The organism is Streptomyces sp. NPDC001393, from assembly GCF_053597455.1.
In genome coordinates this window covers 30064-45407 of record NZ_JBSFIH010000009.1, presented here as the reverse complement: position 1 = coordinate 45407, position 15344 = coordinate 30064, and the positions used below count along the sequence as shown (strand labels likewise).

Below are 15344 nucleotides of genomic sequence, written 5' to 3'. Positions count from 1 at the left end.
CGCCGCACCCCGTGAATGTTTGTTTACGGGACGCCTTGACAGCCCCGGCACGCAACCCGCAGGATCGCTCCGTGAACCTGTCAGACAGCCAGACAGGTGGTCCGGCACCGCGGCGCGTCAGCGCCATGGAAGCGGTGCTCGCCCACCTCCGCGGCGCCATCGAACGCGGCGAGTACGCCATAGGCGACAAGCTCCCCTCCGAGGCCGAGCTGTGCCGCACCCTCGAGGTGTCCAGGCCCGTGCTGCGCGAGGCGCTGCGCGCGCTGCAGACGATGGGCCTCACGGTCTCCCGGACCGGAAAGGGCACCTTCGTCGTCGCGAACGCCGTCGAGGACCCCACGTTCGGCGACTACGCGGCCAGCGACCTGCTGGAGGTGCGCCGGCACATCGAGATCCCCGTCGCCGGGTACGCGGCCGTGCGCCGCACCCCGGAGGACCTGGACCATCTGGCCCACCTGCTCGACCGCATGGAGCGGGAGACGGACACCACGGCCTGGGTCGCGATGGACACCCTCTTCCACCTCGCCGTGGCCGAGGCGGCCCAGAACCCGGTGTTCCGCCGGGTCATCGAGGAGATCCGCGACGCACTGGCGCGTCAGTCGGCCTTCCTCAACGAACTGGGCGGCCGCCGCGAGCAGTCCAACCGCGAGCACCGGGCCATCGTCGAGGCGCTGATCGACGGTTCCGAACACGACGCGGTGGAGGCCATGAGTCACCACCTCGACCGCGTCGAGACGACCCTCACCGACATCGTGCGTCCCCAGCGGACGGACGACCTCCCCACGGAAGGCGGACCCGAGGCGTGAGCGAGCAGCACCTCAAAGACGAGACGCGCCCCTCGTCCGGCCATGTCGACGCCGGAGACGCCGGCTACAGCAAAGGCCTGAAGCACCGGCACGTCAACATGATCGCCATCGGCGGAGCCATCGGCACCGGCCTCTTCCTCGGCGCGGGCGGCCGGCTCGCCGACGCCGGGCCGTCCCTGTTCATCGCCTACGCCGTCTGCGGCGTCTTCGCCTTCATGGTCGTACGCGCCCTCGGCGAACTCGTCCTGTACCGCCCGTCCTCCGGCGCCTTCGTCTCGTACGCCCGGGAGTTCCTGGGCGAGAAGGGCGCCTACACCGCGGGCTGGATGTACTTCCTGAACTGGGCGACCACCGGCATCGCCGACATCACCGCGGTCGCCACCTACACCCACTACTGGGGCATGTTCTCCGACATCCCTCAATGGTTGATCGCATTGATCGCCCTTGCGGTCGTCCTGACGGTCAATCTGATCTCGGTCAAGATATTCGGTGAGCTGGAGTTCTGGTTCGCCATCGTCAAGGTCGGCGCGCTCGTGGTCTTCATGGCGATCGGCATCTTCCTGCTGGTCACCCAGCACCCGGTGGCCGGCCACCACCCCGGCCCGTCGCTGATCACCGGCAACGGCGGCATCTTCCCCAACGGCCTGCTGCCGATGCTGCTGATCATCCAGGGCGTCGTCTTCGCCTACGCCTCCGTCGAACTGGTCGGCGTCGCCGCCGGGGAGACCGAGAACCCCGAGAAGATCATGCCGAAGGCGATCAACTCGATCATGTGGCGCGTGGGCCTGTTCTACGTCGGCTCGGTCGTCCTGCTGTCCATGCTGATGCCCTGGAACAGCTACAGCGCAGGCGAGAGCCCCTTCGTGACGGTCCTGTCGCACATCGGCATCCCCGCGGCCGGCGACGTGATGAACCTGGTCGTGCTCACCGCCGCCATGTCCTCGCTGAACTCCGGCCTGTACTCCACCGGCCGCATCCTGCGCTCCATGGCCATGAGCGGGTCGGCCCCGAAGTTCACCGCGCGGATGAGCCGCAGCCAGGTTCCGTACGGCGGCATCCTGCTCACCAGCGGTATCTGTGTCCTCGGCGTGGGCCTCAACTACGTCGTCCCCGCCGACGCGTTCGAGATCGTCCTCAACTTCGCGGCGATCGGCATCCTCGCGACCTGGGGCATGATCATGCTCTGCCACCTGCTCTTCTGGCGGAAGACCCAGCAGGGCGAACTGTCCCGGCCGTCGTACCGGCTCCCGGGCTCCCCCTGGACCGAAGTCGTGACCCTGGCGTTCCTCGCCTCCGTCCTGGTCCTCATGTACGCCGACGGCGGCGCCGGACGCACCACCGTGCTCTGTCTGCCGCTGATCGTCGCCATCCTGGTCGCCGGCTGGTACGGCATCCGCGGCCGGATATCCCGCACATCCACCGGCGCCGACGCGTGACCCGCGTACCGGCCGACCCGACTCATCGATGCAGGCAGTGATGTACAGCAGTTCTCCCGCCGACGCACCCCTCGTCCGCGAACCCCTTCACGCCCCGGTCGCCCACCTCATCCGCGGTGGAGTCGTCGAGGGCATCCACTACGGCTCCGTCGTCGTCCTCGGCGCCGACGGCACGGTGGAGTTCCAGCTCGGCGACATCGAGGCCGCGTTCTACCCGCGCTCGGCCGTCAAGCCCCTCCAGGCCGTGGCCATGCTGCGGGCCGGGCTGCCGCTCGACGGCGCACTGCTGTCGCTGGCCGCCGCCAGCCACTCCGGCGAGGAGCGCCACCTCGCCGGCACCCGGCGCATCCTCGAACTCGCCGGGCTCACCGAGGACGACCTGCGCAACGTGCCCGACATGCCGTTCGACCCGGGCGTCCGGGACGCCTGGGTGCGCGCGGGCCGCACGCCCTCCCGGCTCGCCCAGAACTGCTCCGGCAAGCACGCAGCCATGCTGTGGACCGCCCAGCTCAACGGCTGGTCCCTTCAGGACTACCTCGACCCGAAGCACCCGCTCCAGCAGGCGATCCAGGAGATCGTCGAGGACCTGACCGGCCAGCGGGTCGCCCGGGTCACCGTGGACGGCTGCGGCGCACCGCTGTTCTCCATCTCCCTGCACGGCCTCGCCCGCGCCCTGTCCCGGATCACCGCGGCCGCCCCCGGCACGCCCGAGGCGCGGGTCGCCGACGCGATGCGCTCGCACGCGGAGATGGCCTCCGGCGCCGGCCGCGATGTCGCTGCGCTGATGAGGGCCGTTCCCGGGCTGCTCGCCAAGGACGGGTTCGAGGGCGTTCAGGTTGCCGCCCTGCCCGATGGGCGGGCGATCGCCGTCAAGATCGCCGACGGTGCGAATCGGGCGCGGATTCCGGTGGCGGCGGCCGCGCTCGCGCGCGCGGGCGTCGACCCCGAGCTGCTCACCGAGTTTGCGGGGGAGCCGCTGCTCGGGGGCGGGGAGCCGGTGGGGTGCGTGCGGGCCGTGCGTGCGCTGGATCCGGTTCCGTTCACCGCCTGCGCGTAGCGCTCCGCCGGATCGGCCGTCCCACATCTGCGGGACAGTTGACCGCGCCCACGCGACGGTAGCCGCGTATCGACACAGCCCCGCGCCCCTTCGACATCTCTGATACCTCCCGTACCTCAGAAAGAGGACCCACCCCTCATGACCGCCGCCACCACCCGCAGCGAACACGATCTGCTCGGCGACCGCGACGTACCCGCCGACGCGTACTGGGGTGTGCACACCCTGCGCGCGACGGAGAACTTCCCCATCACCGGCACCCCGATCTCGGCCTATCCGCATCTGATCGACGCCCTGGCCGCCGTCAAGGAGGCCGCCGCCCTCGCCAACGAGGAACTCGGCCTGCTGGCGCCGGAGAAGGCGCGTGCGATCGTCGCCGCCTGCCAGGAGATCCGGGCGGGCAAGCTGCACGACCAGTTCGTCGTCGACGTCATCCAGGGCGGCGCGGGCACCTCCACCAACATGAACGCCAACGAGGTCGTGGCCAACCGCGCACTGGAACTCCTCGGCCACGCCAAGGGCGAGTACGCGTATCTGCACCCCAATGAGGACGTCAACCTGGGTCAGTCGACCAATGACGTCTACCCGACCGCCGTCAAGATAGCGACGGTGTTCGCGGTCCGTGGGCTGCTCAAGGCCATGTCCGTCCTGCAGGACGCCTTCGCCCGCAAGGCCGTCGAGTTCCGTGACGTGCTCAAGATGGGCCGTACCCAGTTGCAGGACGCCGTGCCGATGACGCTCGGTCAGGAGTTCTCGGCCTATGCCGTCATGATCGAGGAGGACCGCAGCCGTCTTGCCGAGGCAGTTGAGTTGATCCAGGAGATCAACCTGGGTGCCACGGCGATCGGCACCGGGCTCAACGCGCCCGCCGGATACGCGGAGGCCGCCCGCCGGCACCTGTCCGAGATCACCGGGCTGCCGCTGGTCACCGCCGCCAACCTGGTCGAGGCCACCCAGGACTGCGGTGCCTTCGTGCAGATGTCCGGTGTGCTGAAGCGGATCGCGGTCAAGCTCTCCAAGAGCTGCAACGACCTGCGGCTGCTGTCCTCCGGTCCGCGTGCGGGCCTCGGGGAGATCAACCTGCCGCCGGTGCAGGCCGGTTCGTCCATCATGCCGGGCAAGGTCAACCCGGTGATCCCCGAGGTGGTCAACCAGGTCGCCTTCGAGGTGATCGGCAACGACGTCGCCATCACCATGGCCGCCGAGGCCGGACAGCTCCAGCTCAACGCCTTCGAGCCGATCATCCTGCACTCCCTGTCGGAGTCCGTCACGCACCTGCAGAGCGCCTGCCTCACCCTGGCCGACCGCTGCGTGTCCGGCATCACCGCCAACACCGAGCGGCTGCGCGCCACCGTGGAGAACTCCATCGGCCTGGTCACCGCCCTCAACCCGCACATCGGGTACACGGCCGCCACCGAGATCGCCAAGGAGGCGCTCGTCACCGGCCGGGGCGTGGCCGAACTCGTCCTGGAGCGGGGCCTCCTGCCGGCCGAACGGCTCGCTGAGCTGCTGCGCCCCGAGGTCGTCGCCGGCAGCGGCGCGCCTACCGCCTGACCTGCGGTTACGGGCAGATATCGGCTCGTACGCGAGTAGGCTCCAGGGCCGGTCCGGAGGCACAATGGTGATCATGACAACGACGTCGTCCCTCACCTTCCTGCCGGTCCTGGAGCGCATCGCCGAGGAGATCGAGCGCACCCCCGGCCGCGGCCGGGCCGCCGACTACATCCCGGCCCTCGCCGCCTGCGATCCCCGCCGCTTCGGCATGGCCGTCGCCGAGCTGGACGGCACGGTGTACGGGGTGGGGGAGTGGCGCGAGCCGTTCTCCACGCAGTCCATCACCAAGGTCTTCACCCTGGCCCTGGACCTGGCCCGCGAGGGCGACGAACTCTGGGAGCACGTGGGCCGCGAGCCCTCCGGCAACCCCTTCAACTCCCTGGTCCAGCTGGAGTACGAGAACGGCATCCCGCGGAATCCTTTCATCAACGCGGGTGCCCTCGTCGTCACCGACCGCCTCCAGACCCGCACCGGAGACGCGGCCGGGGAGTTGCTGACCTTCCTGCGCACCGAGAGCGGCAACGCCACCCTGGACTTCGACAAGGAGGTCGCCGCCTCCGAGACCGCCCACGGCGACCGCAATGCCGCCCTCGCGCATTTCATGGCCTCCTACGGCAACATCGACAACGACGTGCCGACCCTGCTCGACCAGTACTTCCGGCAGTGCTCCATCACCGCCTCCTGTGCCGACCTGGCCCTCGCCACCGGTTTCCTCGCCCGGCACGGCATCCGCGCCGACGGCGGCCGGCTGCTCACCCGCAGCCAGGCCAAGCAGGTCAACGCGGTCATGCTCACGTGCGGTACGTACGACGCGGCCGGGGACTTCGCCTACCGGGTCGGCCTGCCGGGCAAGAGCGGGGTCGGCGGCGGGATCATCGCGGTCGTCCCCGGCCGCTGCACCCTGTGCGTGTGGAGTCCGGGCCTGGACGAACGCGGCAACTCGGTGGCGGGAGTGGCGGCCTTGGACCGCTTCACGACGCTGACGGGTCTGTCGGTGTTCTGAGCGGCCATCGCGTGCGGTCCCTCGGCCCCACAGGCGCAGGGGGACGCTCCTGACGTGCTGAAGTCACCATTCCTCACACGCCGGTCACGTGCAGGCCGCCCCCGCGTGAGTGGAGCGTCGTCTTCCGGCCACCCGGCGTTGACACGCTGACCCAGTGTTGGCCATGGCATTTCCCGTCGATCTCCGCCGCTGCCAGGTGCTCGGGCTGGCCGGCACCGCCTTTCTCGCGCTCGGCGGTGAGACGGCCGGTGCCCTGCCCGTCGAGGACCTCCTGGCCCCCGCCTCGGTGCAGGCGGCGCTCGGCCTGGTCGGGGTGTACTTCGGTGTCGTCCTGCTGATCGCGGCCTGGGTGCTGCTCGGCCGTCTGGTGCGCGGGCCCCGGCCGCCCACCCCGCGCGCCCTGCTGCTGGTGCTGGCCGTGTGGACGGCACCGCTGCTGCTCGCACCGCCGTTGTTCAGCCGGGACGTCTACAGCTATCTCGCGCAGGGCGCCATGGTCGACGCCCACATCGACGTCTACGCCCACGGCCCGGCCCAGCTCGGCGGCCCGCTCGCCGACGAGGTCGCCCCGATGTGGCAGCACACCGGCGCCCCCTACGGCCCCGCCTTCATGGCCCTGGCCTCCGCGCTGACCGGCCTGACCCGCGGCCAGCTGCCCGCGGGCCTGCTCGGCATGCGCCTGGTCGCCCTGCTCGGCGTGGCCCTGATGGCGGTGGCGCTGCCCCGCCTCGCCCGGCACAGCGGCGCCGACCCGGCCGCCGCCCTCTGGCTCGGCGCCCTCAACCCGCTGGTCCTGCTGCACCTGGTCGCGGGTGCCCACAACGACGCCCTGATGCTCGGCCTGCTGGGGCTCGGCCTGGTCGCCGCGCGCGGGGAGCGGCCGGCCGGCGGTGTCCTCGGGGCCGTCCTCGTCACCCTGGCCGCCCTGGTCAAGGCGCCGGCCGCGCTCGGCCTGCCGGCGGTCGTGGCCCTCCAGGTCCGGGCCGGCCGCCGCCCGCTGCCGGCCGTCCTGACCACGGCGGCCACCTCCGCCGTGACGACGGTCGCCGCCACGGCCGTCGCCGGCACCGGCTACGGCTGGATCGGAACCCTGGCCACCCCCGTTTCGCCGCACAACTGGGCCCTGACCAGCCTGCTCGGCCGCGCCACCGGCGCCCTGCTGGAACACCTCGGCAGCAGCCTGGCCCCGCTGGCCGTACCGGCCTGGCAGCTGCTCGGCCTCGCCGCCACCGCCGTCGCCGTGGCCCTGATATGGCTCCGGCTGCGCCTCAGACCCGTGTACGCCCTCGGGCTCAGCCTGCTGACGGTCGCCGTGTTCGGCCCGGCGATCCGCCCCTGGTACGTGCTGTGGGGCCTGTTCCTCATCGCCGCCGCCGCGCCCAGCACCTCGGTACGGCACCGGGTCGCGGCCCTGGCCGGCGTCCTCGCCCTCGCCGTCCTGCCCAGCGGCGGCCCCGCCGACCTCGGACAGCTGGTGCTCGCCGTCTCCGGCGGGGCGCTCGGCGTGGTCGTGCTGTGGCAGGCCCACCAGGCGGCCCAGGCCCCGGCCCCGGGACGCATGGCGTGAGCGGGCCGCGTACGACCAGGGGCCGTCTGCTGCTGGTGCTCGCCCTCGCGGCCGCCGTCACCGTCTTCACCGCCACCGTGCCGCTGCTGCGGGACTTCTTCGACCTGCGCGTCTACTACGGCACCGTGCACACCTGGGCGCACCACGACGGCCTGATCTACGACTACCGGGTGCCCGGCACCACGTACGGCTTCACCTATCCGCCGTTCGCGGCGCTCGCCATGCTGCCGCTGGCCTTGCTGGACCGGACCCAGGCGATCGTGGCGTCCCTGCTGGTCAACCTGGCCGCGCTGGCGGTGATCCTGCGGATCCTGGCGGGCCCGGACTGGCGGCGGCACGGCTGGTACCGCTGGGCGCTGTGCCTGTGCCTGCTCGCGCTGTTCGAGCCGCTGCGGGACACGTTCAGCTTCGGCCAGGTCAACCTGGTGCTGCTCGCGCTCGTCCTCGGCGACTGCCTGCTGCTGGCGACCGGCCGGGAGCGCTGGGCGGGTGCCGGGATCGGGCTCGCCGCCGCCGTGAAGCTGACGCCCGCCCTGTTCATCGGTCTGCTGCTGCTCGCCGGGCGCCGTCGGGCGGCCGCCCTCGCGACGGCCGTGGCCGCCGCGGCGACCGCACTGGCCGCCTGGGCCGACCCGGCGGCCTCCCGCTTCTACTGGACCGAGGCGTTGTGGGACACCAGCCGGGTGGGCCGCCTCGGCTACGTCTCGAACCAGTCGCTCCAGGGCGTGCTCGCCCGCCTCGGTGAGACGGGCCGCCCGCTGTGGGCGACGGCGGTCCTGCTGACCCTGTGCGTCTGGGCGTGGCGGACCCGCCGGGCGGTGCGGGCCGGTGACTGGACGGCGGCCTTCGCGCTCACGGGGGCGGCGGCCTGCCTGGTCAGCCCCATCACCTGGGTGCACCACCTGGTGTGGCTGCTGCCTTCGTTCGCCGTGCTGCTGCGCGCCGGGCATCCGCGGGTCGCGGGCGCCCTGTACACGGTGCTGTGCACGAGCGTGGTCTGGCTGTGGTTCGACGACGCCTCCGGCCTCGGCGGTTTCCTCGGCAGCAACACCTACACGTGGATCACGCTGGGCCTGCTGCTCGGCCTGCCGACGGGTCAGCCGCGCGGGGCCCGGTTGCCCTTGCCCCGTGTCGCCACCGCCGCGGCGCCCGCGGCGAGACCCGAGCACCCCACGACGACGGCGACGTCCACCCAGAGAGAGTCGTCGTCCTTGGCCTGCGACGTGGCAGCCGCGGCCACCGGCGCGGGCCTCGACGCCGGCCGGGACCTGACGCGCAGCCCGTCCAGCGAGCCGACCGGATCCACCCGGCCGGCCGCCGCGAAGCCCCAGTCGAGCAGCTCGCGCGCCTCCTGGTACACCGCCAGCCCGCCGCCCTGCTGAGGGTTCATCACGGTCACCAGCAGCGTGCGGCTGCCATGGCGGGCCGCGGCCACCAGGGTGTTGCCCGCTTGGGTGGTGTAGCCGTTCTTGATGCCGATCAGCCCGGGGTACTTCTCCACGCCGTTCGCGCCGGTGAGCAGCCGGTTGGTGTTCCGGATGCCGTACGACGCGCCGTCCCCGGGGAAGTACGCCTCGGCGGTGGAGCAGTACCGGGCGAAGTCGGGATTGTGCAGGCCCTCCCGGCCGAAGACCGCCAGGTCGTAGGCGGAGGACACCTGGCCGTCGGCGTCGTAGCCGTCGGGGGAGACGACATGGGTGTCCAGGGCGCCGAGCGAGCGTGCCTTGGCCTGCATCTGGGCGGCCGTGGCCGCCCAGCCGCCGTTCAGCGAGGCGAGCACGTGCACGGCGTCGTTGCCGGAGTTGAGGAAGACCCCCCGCCACAGGTCGGCCACCTGGTAGCTGTGGCCCTCCTTGACGCCGACCAGGCTGCTGCCCGGGCCGATGTCCGCCAGTTCCTCGTCGCGCACCGTGTGCCGCATCGTGGCCGGCAGGGACGGCAGCACGGTGACGGCGAACAGGGTCTTGAGGGTGCTCGCGGGCGGCAGTTTGCGGTGCGCGTCGCTCGCGGCCAGCACCGCCCCGCTGCCGGCGTCGGCCACCAGCCAGGACAGCGCCGACACCTCGGGCACCTCGGGCGCGTCCCGGTGCGGCCGGACCTGGACGCCGGAGCGGTAGAGCTGGGACGGTGCGGGCATGGCCGCCCGGGGGCCGGGCGGGGCGGGTTCTCCGGCCCGGGGCCCGGCAGAGGCGGCGGCCGGGGTGAGGACCAGCACGCCCGCCGCGCACAGGGCACACGCCGACACGGCCACCCGATGAGAAAGTCCGCTGATCATATGATCAACGTACGGACGAGGTCGTCGTTCCTCGCGCCGAAGCGGCCGTTCGGCTCACGCGGGCAACCCGGATGCCGCACCGAGGCCGTCTGCGGGCGGGCTCAGCCGGTGGGCAGCGTGGGCCGGATCTGCCGCAGGAACGCGGCGTTGTCGGGGGTGGAGCGCAGCCGCTCCAGGAGGGTCTCCAGACCGGACGGGCCGCCCTCGCGGGGGCGCAGGACGCGGCGCAGTCCGTGTACGGCCGCCAACTCGGCCGGAGTCAGGAGGAGTTCCTCGCGACGGGTGCCGCTGGCGTCGAGGTCCACGGCCGGGAAGAGGCGGCGGGCGGCGGACTCGCGGTCCAGGCGCAGCTCCATGTTGCCCGTGCTCTTCAGCTCCTCGAAGTAGTAGCCGTCGGCGCGGGAGCCGGTGTCCACCAGGACGCTGGCGAGGATGGTCAGGGAGCCGCCCTCCTCCGCCTGGCGGGCGGCGCCGAAGAACCGCTTGGGCCCGAGCAGCGCGCCCGCGTCGACACCACCGCTCAGGGTGCGGCCGCCGGCGGCGGAGGCGTTGTTGTGCGCCCGGCACAGCCGGGTCAGCGAGTCCAGCAGGATCACGACGTCCTCGCCGGCCTCCACCAGGCGCTTGGCCCGCTCGACCACGAGCTCGGCGAGGGCGATGTGCTCCTTGGCCGCCCGGTCGAAGGTGGAGGCGTACACCTCGCCGCGCACCGAGCGGCGCATCTCGGTGACTTCTTCGGGGCGCTCGTCCAGCAGCAGGACCATCAGCCGGCACTCGGGGTGGTTGCCGGCCACGGCGGCCGCGAGTTGCTGGAGGAGCACCGTCTTGCCGCTCTTCGGCGGGGCCACGATGAGTCCGCGCTGCCCCTTGCCGACCGGCGCGAAGAGATCGGTGACGCGTCCGGCCAGTCCGGACGCGGGGTGTTCGAGCCGGATGCGCTCGTGCGGGTGGAGCGGGGTGAGGTCGCGGAAGTGGCGCCGGGCGCGGAGGTCCGCCGGGTCGCGACCGTCGACGCGGGTGATCTCGGTCAGCGCGCGCCGGTCACCCCGGACGCCTTCGACGAGGTCACCCCTGCGCAGCCCGTGGCGCCGGATCAGGTGGGGCGCGACCTGGGGATCGGCGGGGGAGGGCAGCAGGTGCGGGGCCCGCAGATGCCCCTTCCCCTGCCCGTCGATGTCGAGGACACCGGTGACGATCCGGGCGGCCGGGGCCTGCTGGACCACGGGAGGGTGTTCGAGTGTGGTGGTCATGGTGGGAGGTCCTTTCACGGACGGAAGAAGAAGGTGGGAAGGGGGGAGAGGCCGCGAGCGGGAGGCCTTGACAGCTGCCTCCGGGCGGCGGGAACGGCACCTCGGGTACGGCGGAAACGCCCTGGTCACGAGGTGGTGCAGAGAAGAAGCCCGGGCCGGTCGGGAACCTCGGCCGAGGGGCTGATGGAGAGAGGAACGGCGCCGGTGTCCGTACGACGGGACACGCACACGTGCTGATCGCACTATACCCGTGCGCTCGGTCGGGTCAACATGATGCCGTCCGCGTTCATTCCCGCCCCGCACCCCGCCGTCGTACCGCCGGAACGTCAGGACAGGACCCCGTGGACCTGATCGCCTTCCCTGTGTGCAGTCCTCGGCAACCAGGTGCTGGACATGTCCCCAGACCATAACGATCCCGGACGTGCCGGGACTTGACCGTCAACCGTGGACTATGTTCAGGACATGTCCACGCCACCGCAGCCCCCGCAGCCGGCCGACCAGCCGCCTTCGCAGCCCCAGCAGCCCGCGTCGGCGCCGGCCGTCCCGCCGCAGCCGACGGCCTACCCGTACCCGAACCCGCAGTCCCCGCCGCCGGGCGGCTTCTACGCCCAGCCCACGCTGGTCGGACAGCCCGCCGCCCAGCCGCAGCCGGGGCAGTTCGGCCAGCCGGGGCAGCAAGGGCAGTTCGGCCAGCCGGGGCAGCCGCAGCCGGGGAACCCCTACGCCCAGGCTCCTCAGTTCGGGGCCGCGGTGCCGCCCGTCCCTCCGTCCGGTGGCGGCGGGGCCGGCAAGGCGGTGCTGTGGGCTGCGGTCGGCGCGGTTGTCGCCTCCGCCGCCTGGGCGGGCGGCGTCTTCCTCATCGGCGGCAAGGGCGACAGCGCGGATCTGCGCGGCTACTCGGCACCCTCCAACATGTGCTCCAGCGCCGACTACTCCTCCTTCAAGGCCGAGTATCCCGAGGGCGACTCCTCGCCGACCAAGAACTCCCTCAAGAACCCTGCGCTGGACGAGAGTTACTGCTACACGGGCCTGAAGAAGACCGGGTCCTCGTATGCCGACGCCTATCTGTCCATGCAGCTCGACGTGCACAAGAAGACCGATCCGGGGCCCGAGTTCACGGCCATGTGGAAGAACTACGGCGACAGCCACACCGGTTACGACGTCTCCCCGGTCAGCGGCATCGGCGACGAAGCCTACCTGGTCAGCCAGGACACCACCGGCGGCTCCTCCAGCAGCGGTACCCGCTACGCCACGCTCGCCGTCCGCGACGGGTGGGTGACGTACACGATGAGCTACAGCGCCTACCTCACCTCGTACGACCAGGACAAGAACCCGCCCGCGCTCAGCGACGTGGACGGCTGGCTGAAGAAGGACGCCAAGGCCACGCTGGGGCAGCTCAAGGGCTGACCCGGTTCGACCCTCAGACGCGGTCCAGCGCGTCGGTGATGGCCTTCACGCCGCCGTGGGCCGCGTAGCCGCCGTCGACCGTGATCTCCGCCCCGTTGACGTACGACGACTCGTCGGACAGCAGATACACCATCAGCGGGGCGACCTCACCGGCCGTGCCCGCGCGGCCCTGCGGCGTCATGTCGAGTGCGCCCGGACGAACACCGGGGCGGAGCCCGCCGGCATCAGCGGGGCCGGCGCCTGGATGCCGAGCAGCGGGCCCGCCGTGTTCACCGCCAACGCCCGGTTGAAGTCGGCGAGTTCGACCTCGCCCAGCTTCTCGCCGGCCTCGTCCAGCCTAGGTGGCGACAACTGCCGCGCCCTCGCAGGCGCATGCCGTCACCTCGGCGGCGCCCTTGTCATCCATGGCGTCGATCTCCTGCCCGGCCGCCCTCAGGCGGACCGCGCCTCCGCCTCCTTCACGATCTCGTCGAACCGCGCGCCCATGGCCTCGGCGAGGGCGTGCGCCCCGGACAGCGGGCGGACCATGACCATCAGCTCGTCGATCAGGCCGTCCTCGTTCACATGCAGGAAGTCACAGCCGGTCAGTTCGCGGTCGCCCACCCGGGCGGTGAAGACCAGCGCGTGGTCGGGGGCGGCCGGGTCGCCGATCTCCCGGACGTACCGGAAGTCCTCGAAGACCTGGGAGACCGCGCGCAGGATCGCCGCGGTGATCGCCTTGCCCGGATACGGCTTGAAGACGACCGGGCTGGAGAAGACGACGTCCTCGGCCAGCAGCGCCTCCACGGCGTCGATGTCGCCGGCCTCGACGGCCGCGCGGAACGCGTGCATCGGATCACCTCGCATAGTCAATTAATTGAATAAGTGCGGATGAGATTAATCAACGACTGCTAGCCTGTCCATATGTCGCTCAAGTACGCCGTCCTGGCCGCCCTGCTGGAGGGCGAGGCCTCGGGCTACGAGCTGTCGAAGTCGTTCGACGTCTCGCTCGCGAACTTCTGGCCCGCCACCCCGCAGCAGCTCTACCGGGAGCTGGAGCGGCTGGGACAGGACGGACTGGTCCGGGCCCGGACGGTGCAGCAGGAACGGCGGCCGAACAAGCGGATGTTCACGCTCACCGAGGCGGGCCGGGCCGAGCTGGACGCCTTCGCCGCCGAGCCGCCGAAGCGGCCCACCGCCATCCGCGACGAACTCCTCATCAAGATCCAGGCGATGGACGGCGGCGACCCGGAGGTCACCCGCGCGCTGATCGAGGAGCGCATGGGCTGGGCGAGGGGAAAGCTCGACCGCTACCGGCGGGTGCAGAGCCGCCTCCTCGACGGCCGGACCGAGGAGGAGTACCTGCGCGGCGCCGACCGCGTCGGCCCGTACCTCACCCTCATGGCCGGGATCGGCTTCGAGGAGGAGAACCTGCGCTGGTGCGAGCGGGCGCTCGCGGTCCTGGCACAGCGGGTGGCCCTAGGCTGAGGAGATGTTCGGTCCCGAAGGCCCCAGCCTGCGTGAACTCGCCGTACAGGCACTGTCGTCCGTCGAGCACGGCTACGACCTGCTCGCTCCGAAGTTCGATCACACGCCCTTCCGGACACCCGACGGCGTCCTGGATTCCGTGGCGAAGGCGCTCACCCCGCTCGGCCCCTTCGAGGACGGACTCGACCTGTGCTGCGGCACGGGCGCGGGCGCCGAGGTGCTCACCAGGCTGTGCCGCCGCAGCGTCACCGGGGTCGACTTCAGCGCGGGCATGCTCGACGTCGCCCGGCACCGGGTACGGCCCCCCGGCGGGCCCGGGGTCGCCTGGGTGCGCGGCGACGCCCGTGCCCTGCCGTTCGCGGCCGCCTTCGACCTCGTGGTCTCCTTCGGGGCCTTCGGTCACTTTCTGCCGCGGGAGCTGCCCGGGCTGTTCAGTCAGGTCCACTCGGTCCTGCGGCCGGGCGGCCGGTTCGCCTTCCCGGTGCTCGCCCCGCCCCGTCCGACGCAGGCCGGCTACTGGATGCTGCTCGGCTTCGACGCGGTGATGCGGGTGCGCAACGCGCTGTGGCAGCCGCCGTTCGTGATGTACTACCGGGCCTTCCGGCTCGGTGGTGTGCTCGGCGAGCTGGGCCGGGCCGGGTTCACCGTCGAGCTGCACGCCCTGCCCGAGTTCGGGCGGCGGGGCGACGGCGGCGCACGGGCCCGGCTGGTGGTGGCCCGGCGGGCTCAGCCGGCCGCCGGCAGCGTGAACTCGTAGACCAGCGCGTCCCGTTCGGCGTCCACCACCAGATCGGTGATCTCCAGCGGCCGGGCGTACTGGTCGTGCACCCGCCGGGTCACCCGCACCGAGGCGGCGCCGTCGACCTGGGTGATGGAATCCCGGTGGTGCAGGGACAGCCCGGCCTTGCGCATCCAGTCGTAGGCCCGGCGCAGCTGCGCGGGGGTGGTGCCGTCGGCCCGGTTCCGGTAGCGGGCCAGCTCCGCGACCTCGGCCAGTGCCACCGCCGAGAACGAGGTCACGGCCGTCCGCAGCGACCGGCCGTCCGGCGTGGCCGACCGGTACCGGTGCACCAGCGTCGGCCGGTGCGGGGCGAGGCCCAGCGCCCGCGCGTGCTCCTCCGGCGGCGCCTCCCAGGTCACCGTGGCCCGGTCGACCGCACAGGGGTCCGCCGGGCGGGCGCCCAGCGGGAAGGCCGGTGTCCCCGGCGCCGCCACCGGCCGGGCGGGCAGCGTGGCATGGCTGCCCCGCCGGTCGGTGGAGACGGCGCCGCTGCGCCGCAGCACCTCCAGCGCCTGCCGGATGGTCTCCCGGCTGACCTGGAAGTAGGCCGCCAGGTGCCGTTCGCCGGGCAGCCGTTCGCCCGGCGGAATCGCGCCGGTGCGCAGTTCGTCGAGGAGCAGCGCCGCGATCCGCCCGTACAGGGGCCGGTCGTCGCTCTGCGCGGGTTCGTGCGGTGCGGGTTCGTGCGGGGTGGTGCGGGCCATGCCGCGCCCTCCTGTGGTGACAAGGTGTAGTCGTGCGGGC

15 protein-coding genes and 1 pseudogene are annotated in these 15344 nt (G+C 72.1%); 10 read left to right on the top strand and 6 right to left on the bottom strand.

Annotated features, from left to right (window positions below; all coding sequences use genetic code 11):
• The first annotated feature begins 125 nt into the window (after positions 1-125).
• From ACWC2T_RS13150 to ACWC2T_RS13120, 7 genes are all read left to right on the top strand, one after another.
• Entirely contained in the window at positions 126-806 is a 681-nt protein-coding gene (locus ACWC2T_RS13150; RefSeq protein ID WP_450670592.1) for a FadR/GntR family transcriptional regulator, read from the top strand.
• Entirely contained in the window at positions 803-2242 is a 1440-nt protein-coding gene (locus tag ACWC2T_RS13145; RefSeq protein WP_450670451.1) for an amino acid permease, read from the top strand. The genes ACWC2T_RS13150 and ACWC2T_RS13145 overlap by 4 nt, the downstream gene beginning before the upstream one ends.
• Before the next feature lie 40 nt (positions 2243-2282).
• The gene (locus tag ACWC2T_RS13140) at positions 2283-3299 is read left to right on the top strand and encodes an asparaginase (protein WP_450670450.1); all 1017 of its coding nucleotides are present in this window, start codon (positions 2283-2285) and stop codon (positions 3297-3299) included.
• A 138-nt stretch (positions 3300-3437) separates the two neighbouring features.
• On the top strand, positions 3438-4850 hold the full coding sequence (aspA, locus tag ACWC2T_RS13135; RefSeq protein ID WP_450670449.1) for an aspartate ammonia-lyase: 1413 nt from the start codon (positions 3438-3440) through the stop codon (positions 4848-4850).
• Between the two features lie 64 nt (positions 4851-4914).
• Positions 4915-5853: a glutaminase gene (locus ACWC2T_RS13130; protein WP_450670448.1), complete on the top strand. Its 939-nt coding sequence runs from the start codon at positions 4915-4917 to the stop codon at positions 5851-5853.
• A gap of 163 nt (positions 5854-6016) precedes the next feature.
• Positions 6017-7420 carry a polyprenol phosphomannose-dependent alpha 1,6 mannosyltransferase MptB gene (mptB, locus tag ACWC2T_RS13125; RefSeq protein WP_450670447.1) on the top strand — a complete coding sequence of 468 codons (1404 nt, stop codon included), beginning with the start codon at positions 6017-6019 and terminating at the stop codon, positions 7418-7420.
• Entirely contained in the window at positions 7417-8802 is a 1386-nt protein-coding gene (locus ACWC2T_RS13120) for a glycosyltransferase 87 family protein (protein ID WP_450670446.1), read from the top strand. The genes mptB and ACWC2T_RS13120 overlap by 4 nt, the downstream gene beginning before the upstream one ends.
• 59 nt (positions 8803-8861) lie before the next feature.
• Here ACWC2T_RS13120 and ACWC2T_RS13115 read toward each other — a convergent pair.
• Both ACWC2T_RS13115 and rho read right to left on the bottom strand, forming a co-directional pair.
• A pseudogene (locus tag ACWC2T_RS13115) lies at positions 8862-9557 on the bottom strand (D-alanyl-D-alanine carboxypeptidase family protein); the annotation flags it as partial.
• Between the two features lie 239 nt (positions 9558-9796).
• Positions 9797-10945 (bottom strand): transcription termination factor Rho, encoded by a 1149-nt coding sequence (rho, locus tag ACWC2T_RS13110; protein ID WP_450670445.1) that lies wholly within the window; start codon positions 10943-10945, stop codon positions 9797-9799.
• A gap of 462 nt (positions 10946-11407) precedes the next feature.
• On the opposite strand from rho, the gene ACWC2T_RS13105 reads away from it, so the two are divergent.
• Positions 11408-12352, top strand: coding sequence for a hypothetical protein (locus ACWC2T_RS13105; protein ID WP_450670444.1), 945 nt, complete (start codon positions 11408-11410; stop codon positions 12350-12352).
• Between the two features lie 13 nt (positions 12353-12365).
• On the opposite strand, the gene ACWC2T_RS13100 is transcribed toward ACWC2T_RS13105, so the two are convergent.
• The 3 genes from ACWC2T_RS13100 to ACWC2T_RS13090 all read right to left on the bottom strand — a co-directional run bounded on the left by ACWC2T_RS13100 (position 12366) and on the right by ACWC2T_RS13090 (position 13183).
• A complete protein-coding gene (locus ACWC2T_RS13100; protein ID WP_450670443.1) occupies positions 12366-12533 on the bottom strand; it encodes an SDR family oxidoreductase in 168 nt (55 codons plus the stop codon).
• The gene (locus ACWC2T_RS13095; protein WP_450670442.1) at positions 12530-12703 is read right to left on the bottom strand and encodes a hypothetical protein; all 174 of its coding nucleotides are present in this window, start codon (positions 12701-12703) and stop codon (positions 12530-12532) included. Before ACWC2T_RS13095 ends, ACWC2T_RS13100 begins: the two co-directional genes overlap by 4 nt.
• 81 nt (positions 12704-12784) lie before the next feature.
• Complete coding sequence (locus ACWC2T_RS13090) at positions 12785-13183, bottom strand: nuclear transport factor 2 family protein (protein ID WP_351205676.1); 399 nt, start codon at positions 13181-13183, stop codon at positions 12785-12787.
• Positions 13184-13255: 72 nt separating this feature from the next.
• Between ACWC2T_RS13090 and ACWC2T_RS13085 the strand changes: the two genes are divergently transcribed.
• Both ACWC2T_RS13085 and ACWC2T_RS13080 read left to right on the top strand, forming a co-directional pair.
• A complete protein-coding gene (locus tag ACWC2T_RS13085; RefSeq protein WP_450670441.1) occupies positions 13256-13819 on the top strand; it encodes a PadR family transcriptional regulator in 564 nt (187 codons plus the stop codon).
• A 4-nt stretch (positions 13820-13823) separates the two neighbouring features.
• Positions 13824-14576, top strand: coding sequence for a class I SAM-dependent methyltransferase (locus ACWC2T_RS13080; RefSeq protein WP_450670440.1), 753 nt, complete (start codon positions 13824-13826; stop codon positions 14574-14576).
• On the opposite strand, the gene ACWC2T_RS13075 is transcribed toward ACWC2T_RS13080, so the two are convergent.
• Positions 14546-15304, bottom strand: a complete 759-nt coding sequence (locus tag ACWC2T_RS13075) for a GntR family transcriptional regulator (RefSeq protein ID WP_450670439.1) — start codon at positions 15302-15304, stop codon at positions 14546-14548. The two genes, ACWC2T_RS13080 and ACWC2T_RS13075, sit on opposite strands and share 31 nt — an antisense overlap.
• Positions 15305-15344: the final 40 nt, after the last annotated feature.

Excerpts from the sequence above, each read along its gene's own strand:
- ACWC2T_RS13150 (WP_450670592.1), top strand. The coding sequence starts at position 126 with ATGGAAGCGGTGCTCGCCCACCTCCGCGGCGCCATCGAACGCGGCGAG.
- ACWC2T_RS13140 (WP_450670450.1), top strand. The coding sequence starts at position 2,283 with ATGTACAGCAGTTCTCCCGCCGACGCACCCCTCGTCCGCGAACCCCTT.
- aspA (WP_450670449.1), top strand. The coding sequence starts at position 3,438 with ATGACCGCCGCCACCACCCGCAGCGAACACGATCTGCTCGGCGACCGC.
- ACWC2T_RS13130 (WP_450670448.1), top strand. The coding sequence starts at position 4,915 with ATGGTGATCATGACAACGACGTCGTCCCTCACCTTCCTGCCGGTCCTG.
- mptB (WP_450670447.1), top strand. The coding sequence starts at position 6,017 with ATGGCATTTCCCGTCGATCTCCGCCGCTGCCAGGTGCTCGGGCTGGCC.
- rho (WP_450670445.1), bottom strand. The coding sequence starts at position 10,945 with ATGACCACCACACTCGAACACCCTCCCGTGGTCCAGCAGGCCCCGGCC.
- ACWC2T_RS13105 (WP_450670444.1), top strand. The coding sequence starts at position 11,408 with ATGTCCACGCCACCGCAGCCCCCGCAGCCGGCCGACCAGCCGCCTTCG.
- ACWC2T_RS13100 (WP_450670443.1), bottom strand. The coding sequence starts at position 12,533 with ATGACGCCGCAGGGCCGCGCGGGCACGGCCGGTGAGGTCGCCCCGCTG.
- ACWC2T_RS13090 (WP_351205676.1), bottom strand. The coding sequence starts at position 13,183 with ATGCACGCGTTCCGCGCGGCCGTCGAGGCCGGCGACATCGACGCCGTG.
- ACWC2T_RS13085 (WP_450670441.1), top strand. The coding sequence starts at position 13,256 with ATGTCGCTCAAGTACGCCGTCCTGGCCGCCCTGCTGGAGGGCGAGGCC.
- ACWC2T_RS13080 (WP_450670440.1), top strand. The coding sequence starts at position 13,824 with ATGTTCGGTCCCGAAGGCCCCAGCCTGCGTGAACTCGCCGTACAGGCA.
- ACWC2T_RS13075 (WP_450670439.1), bottom strand. The coding sequence starts at position 15,304 with ATGGCCCGCACCACCCCGCACGAACCCGCACCGCACGAACCCGCGCAG.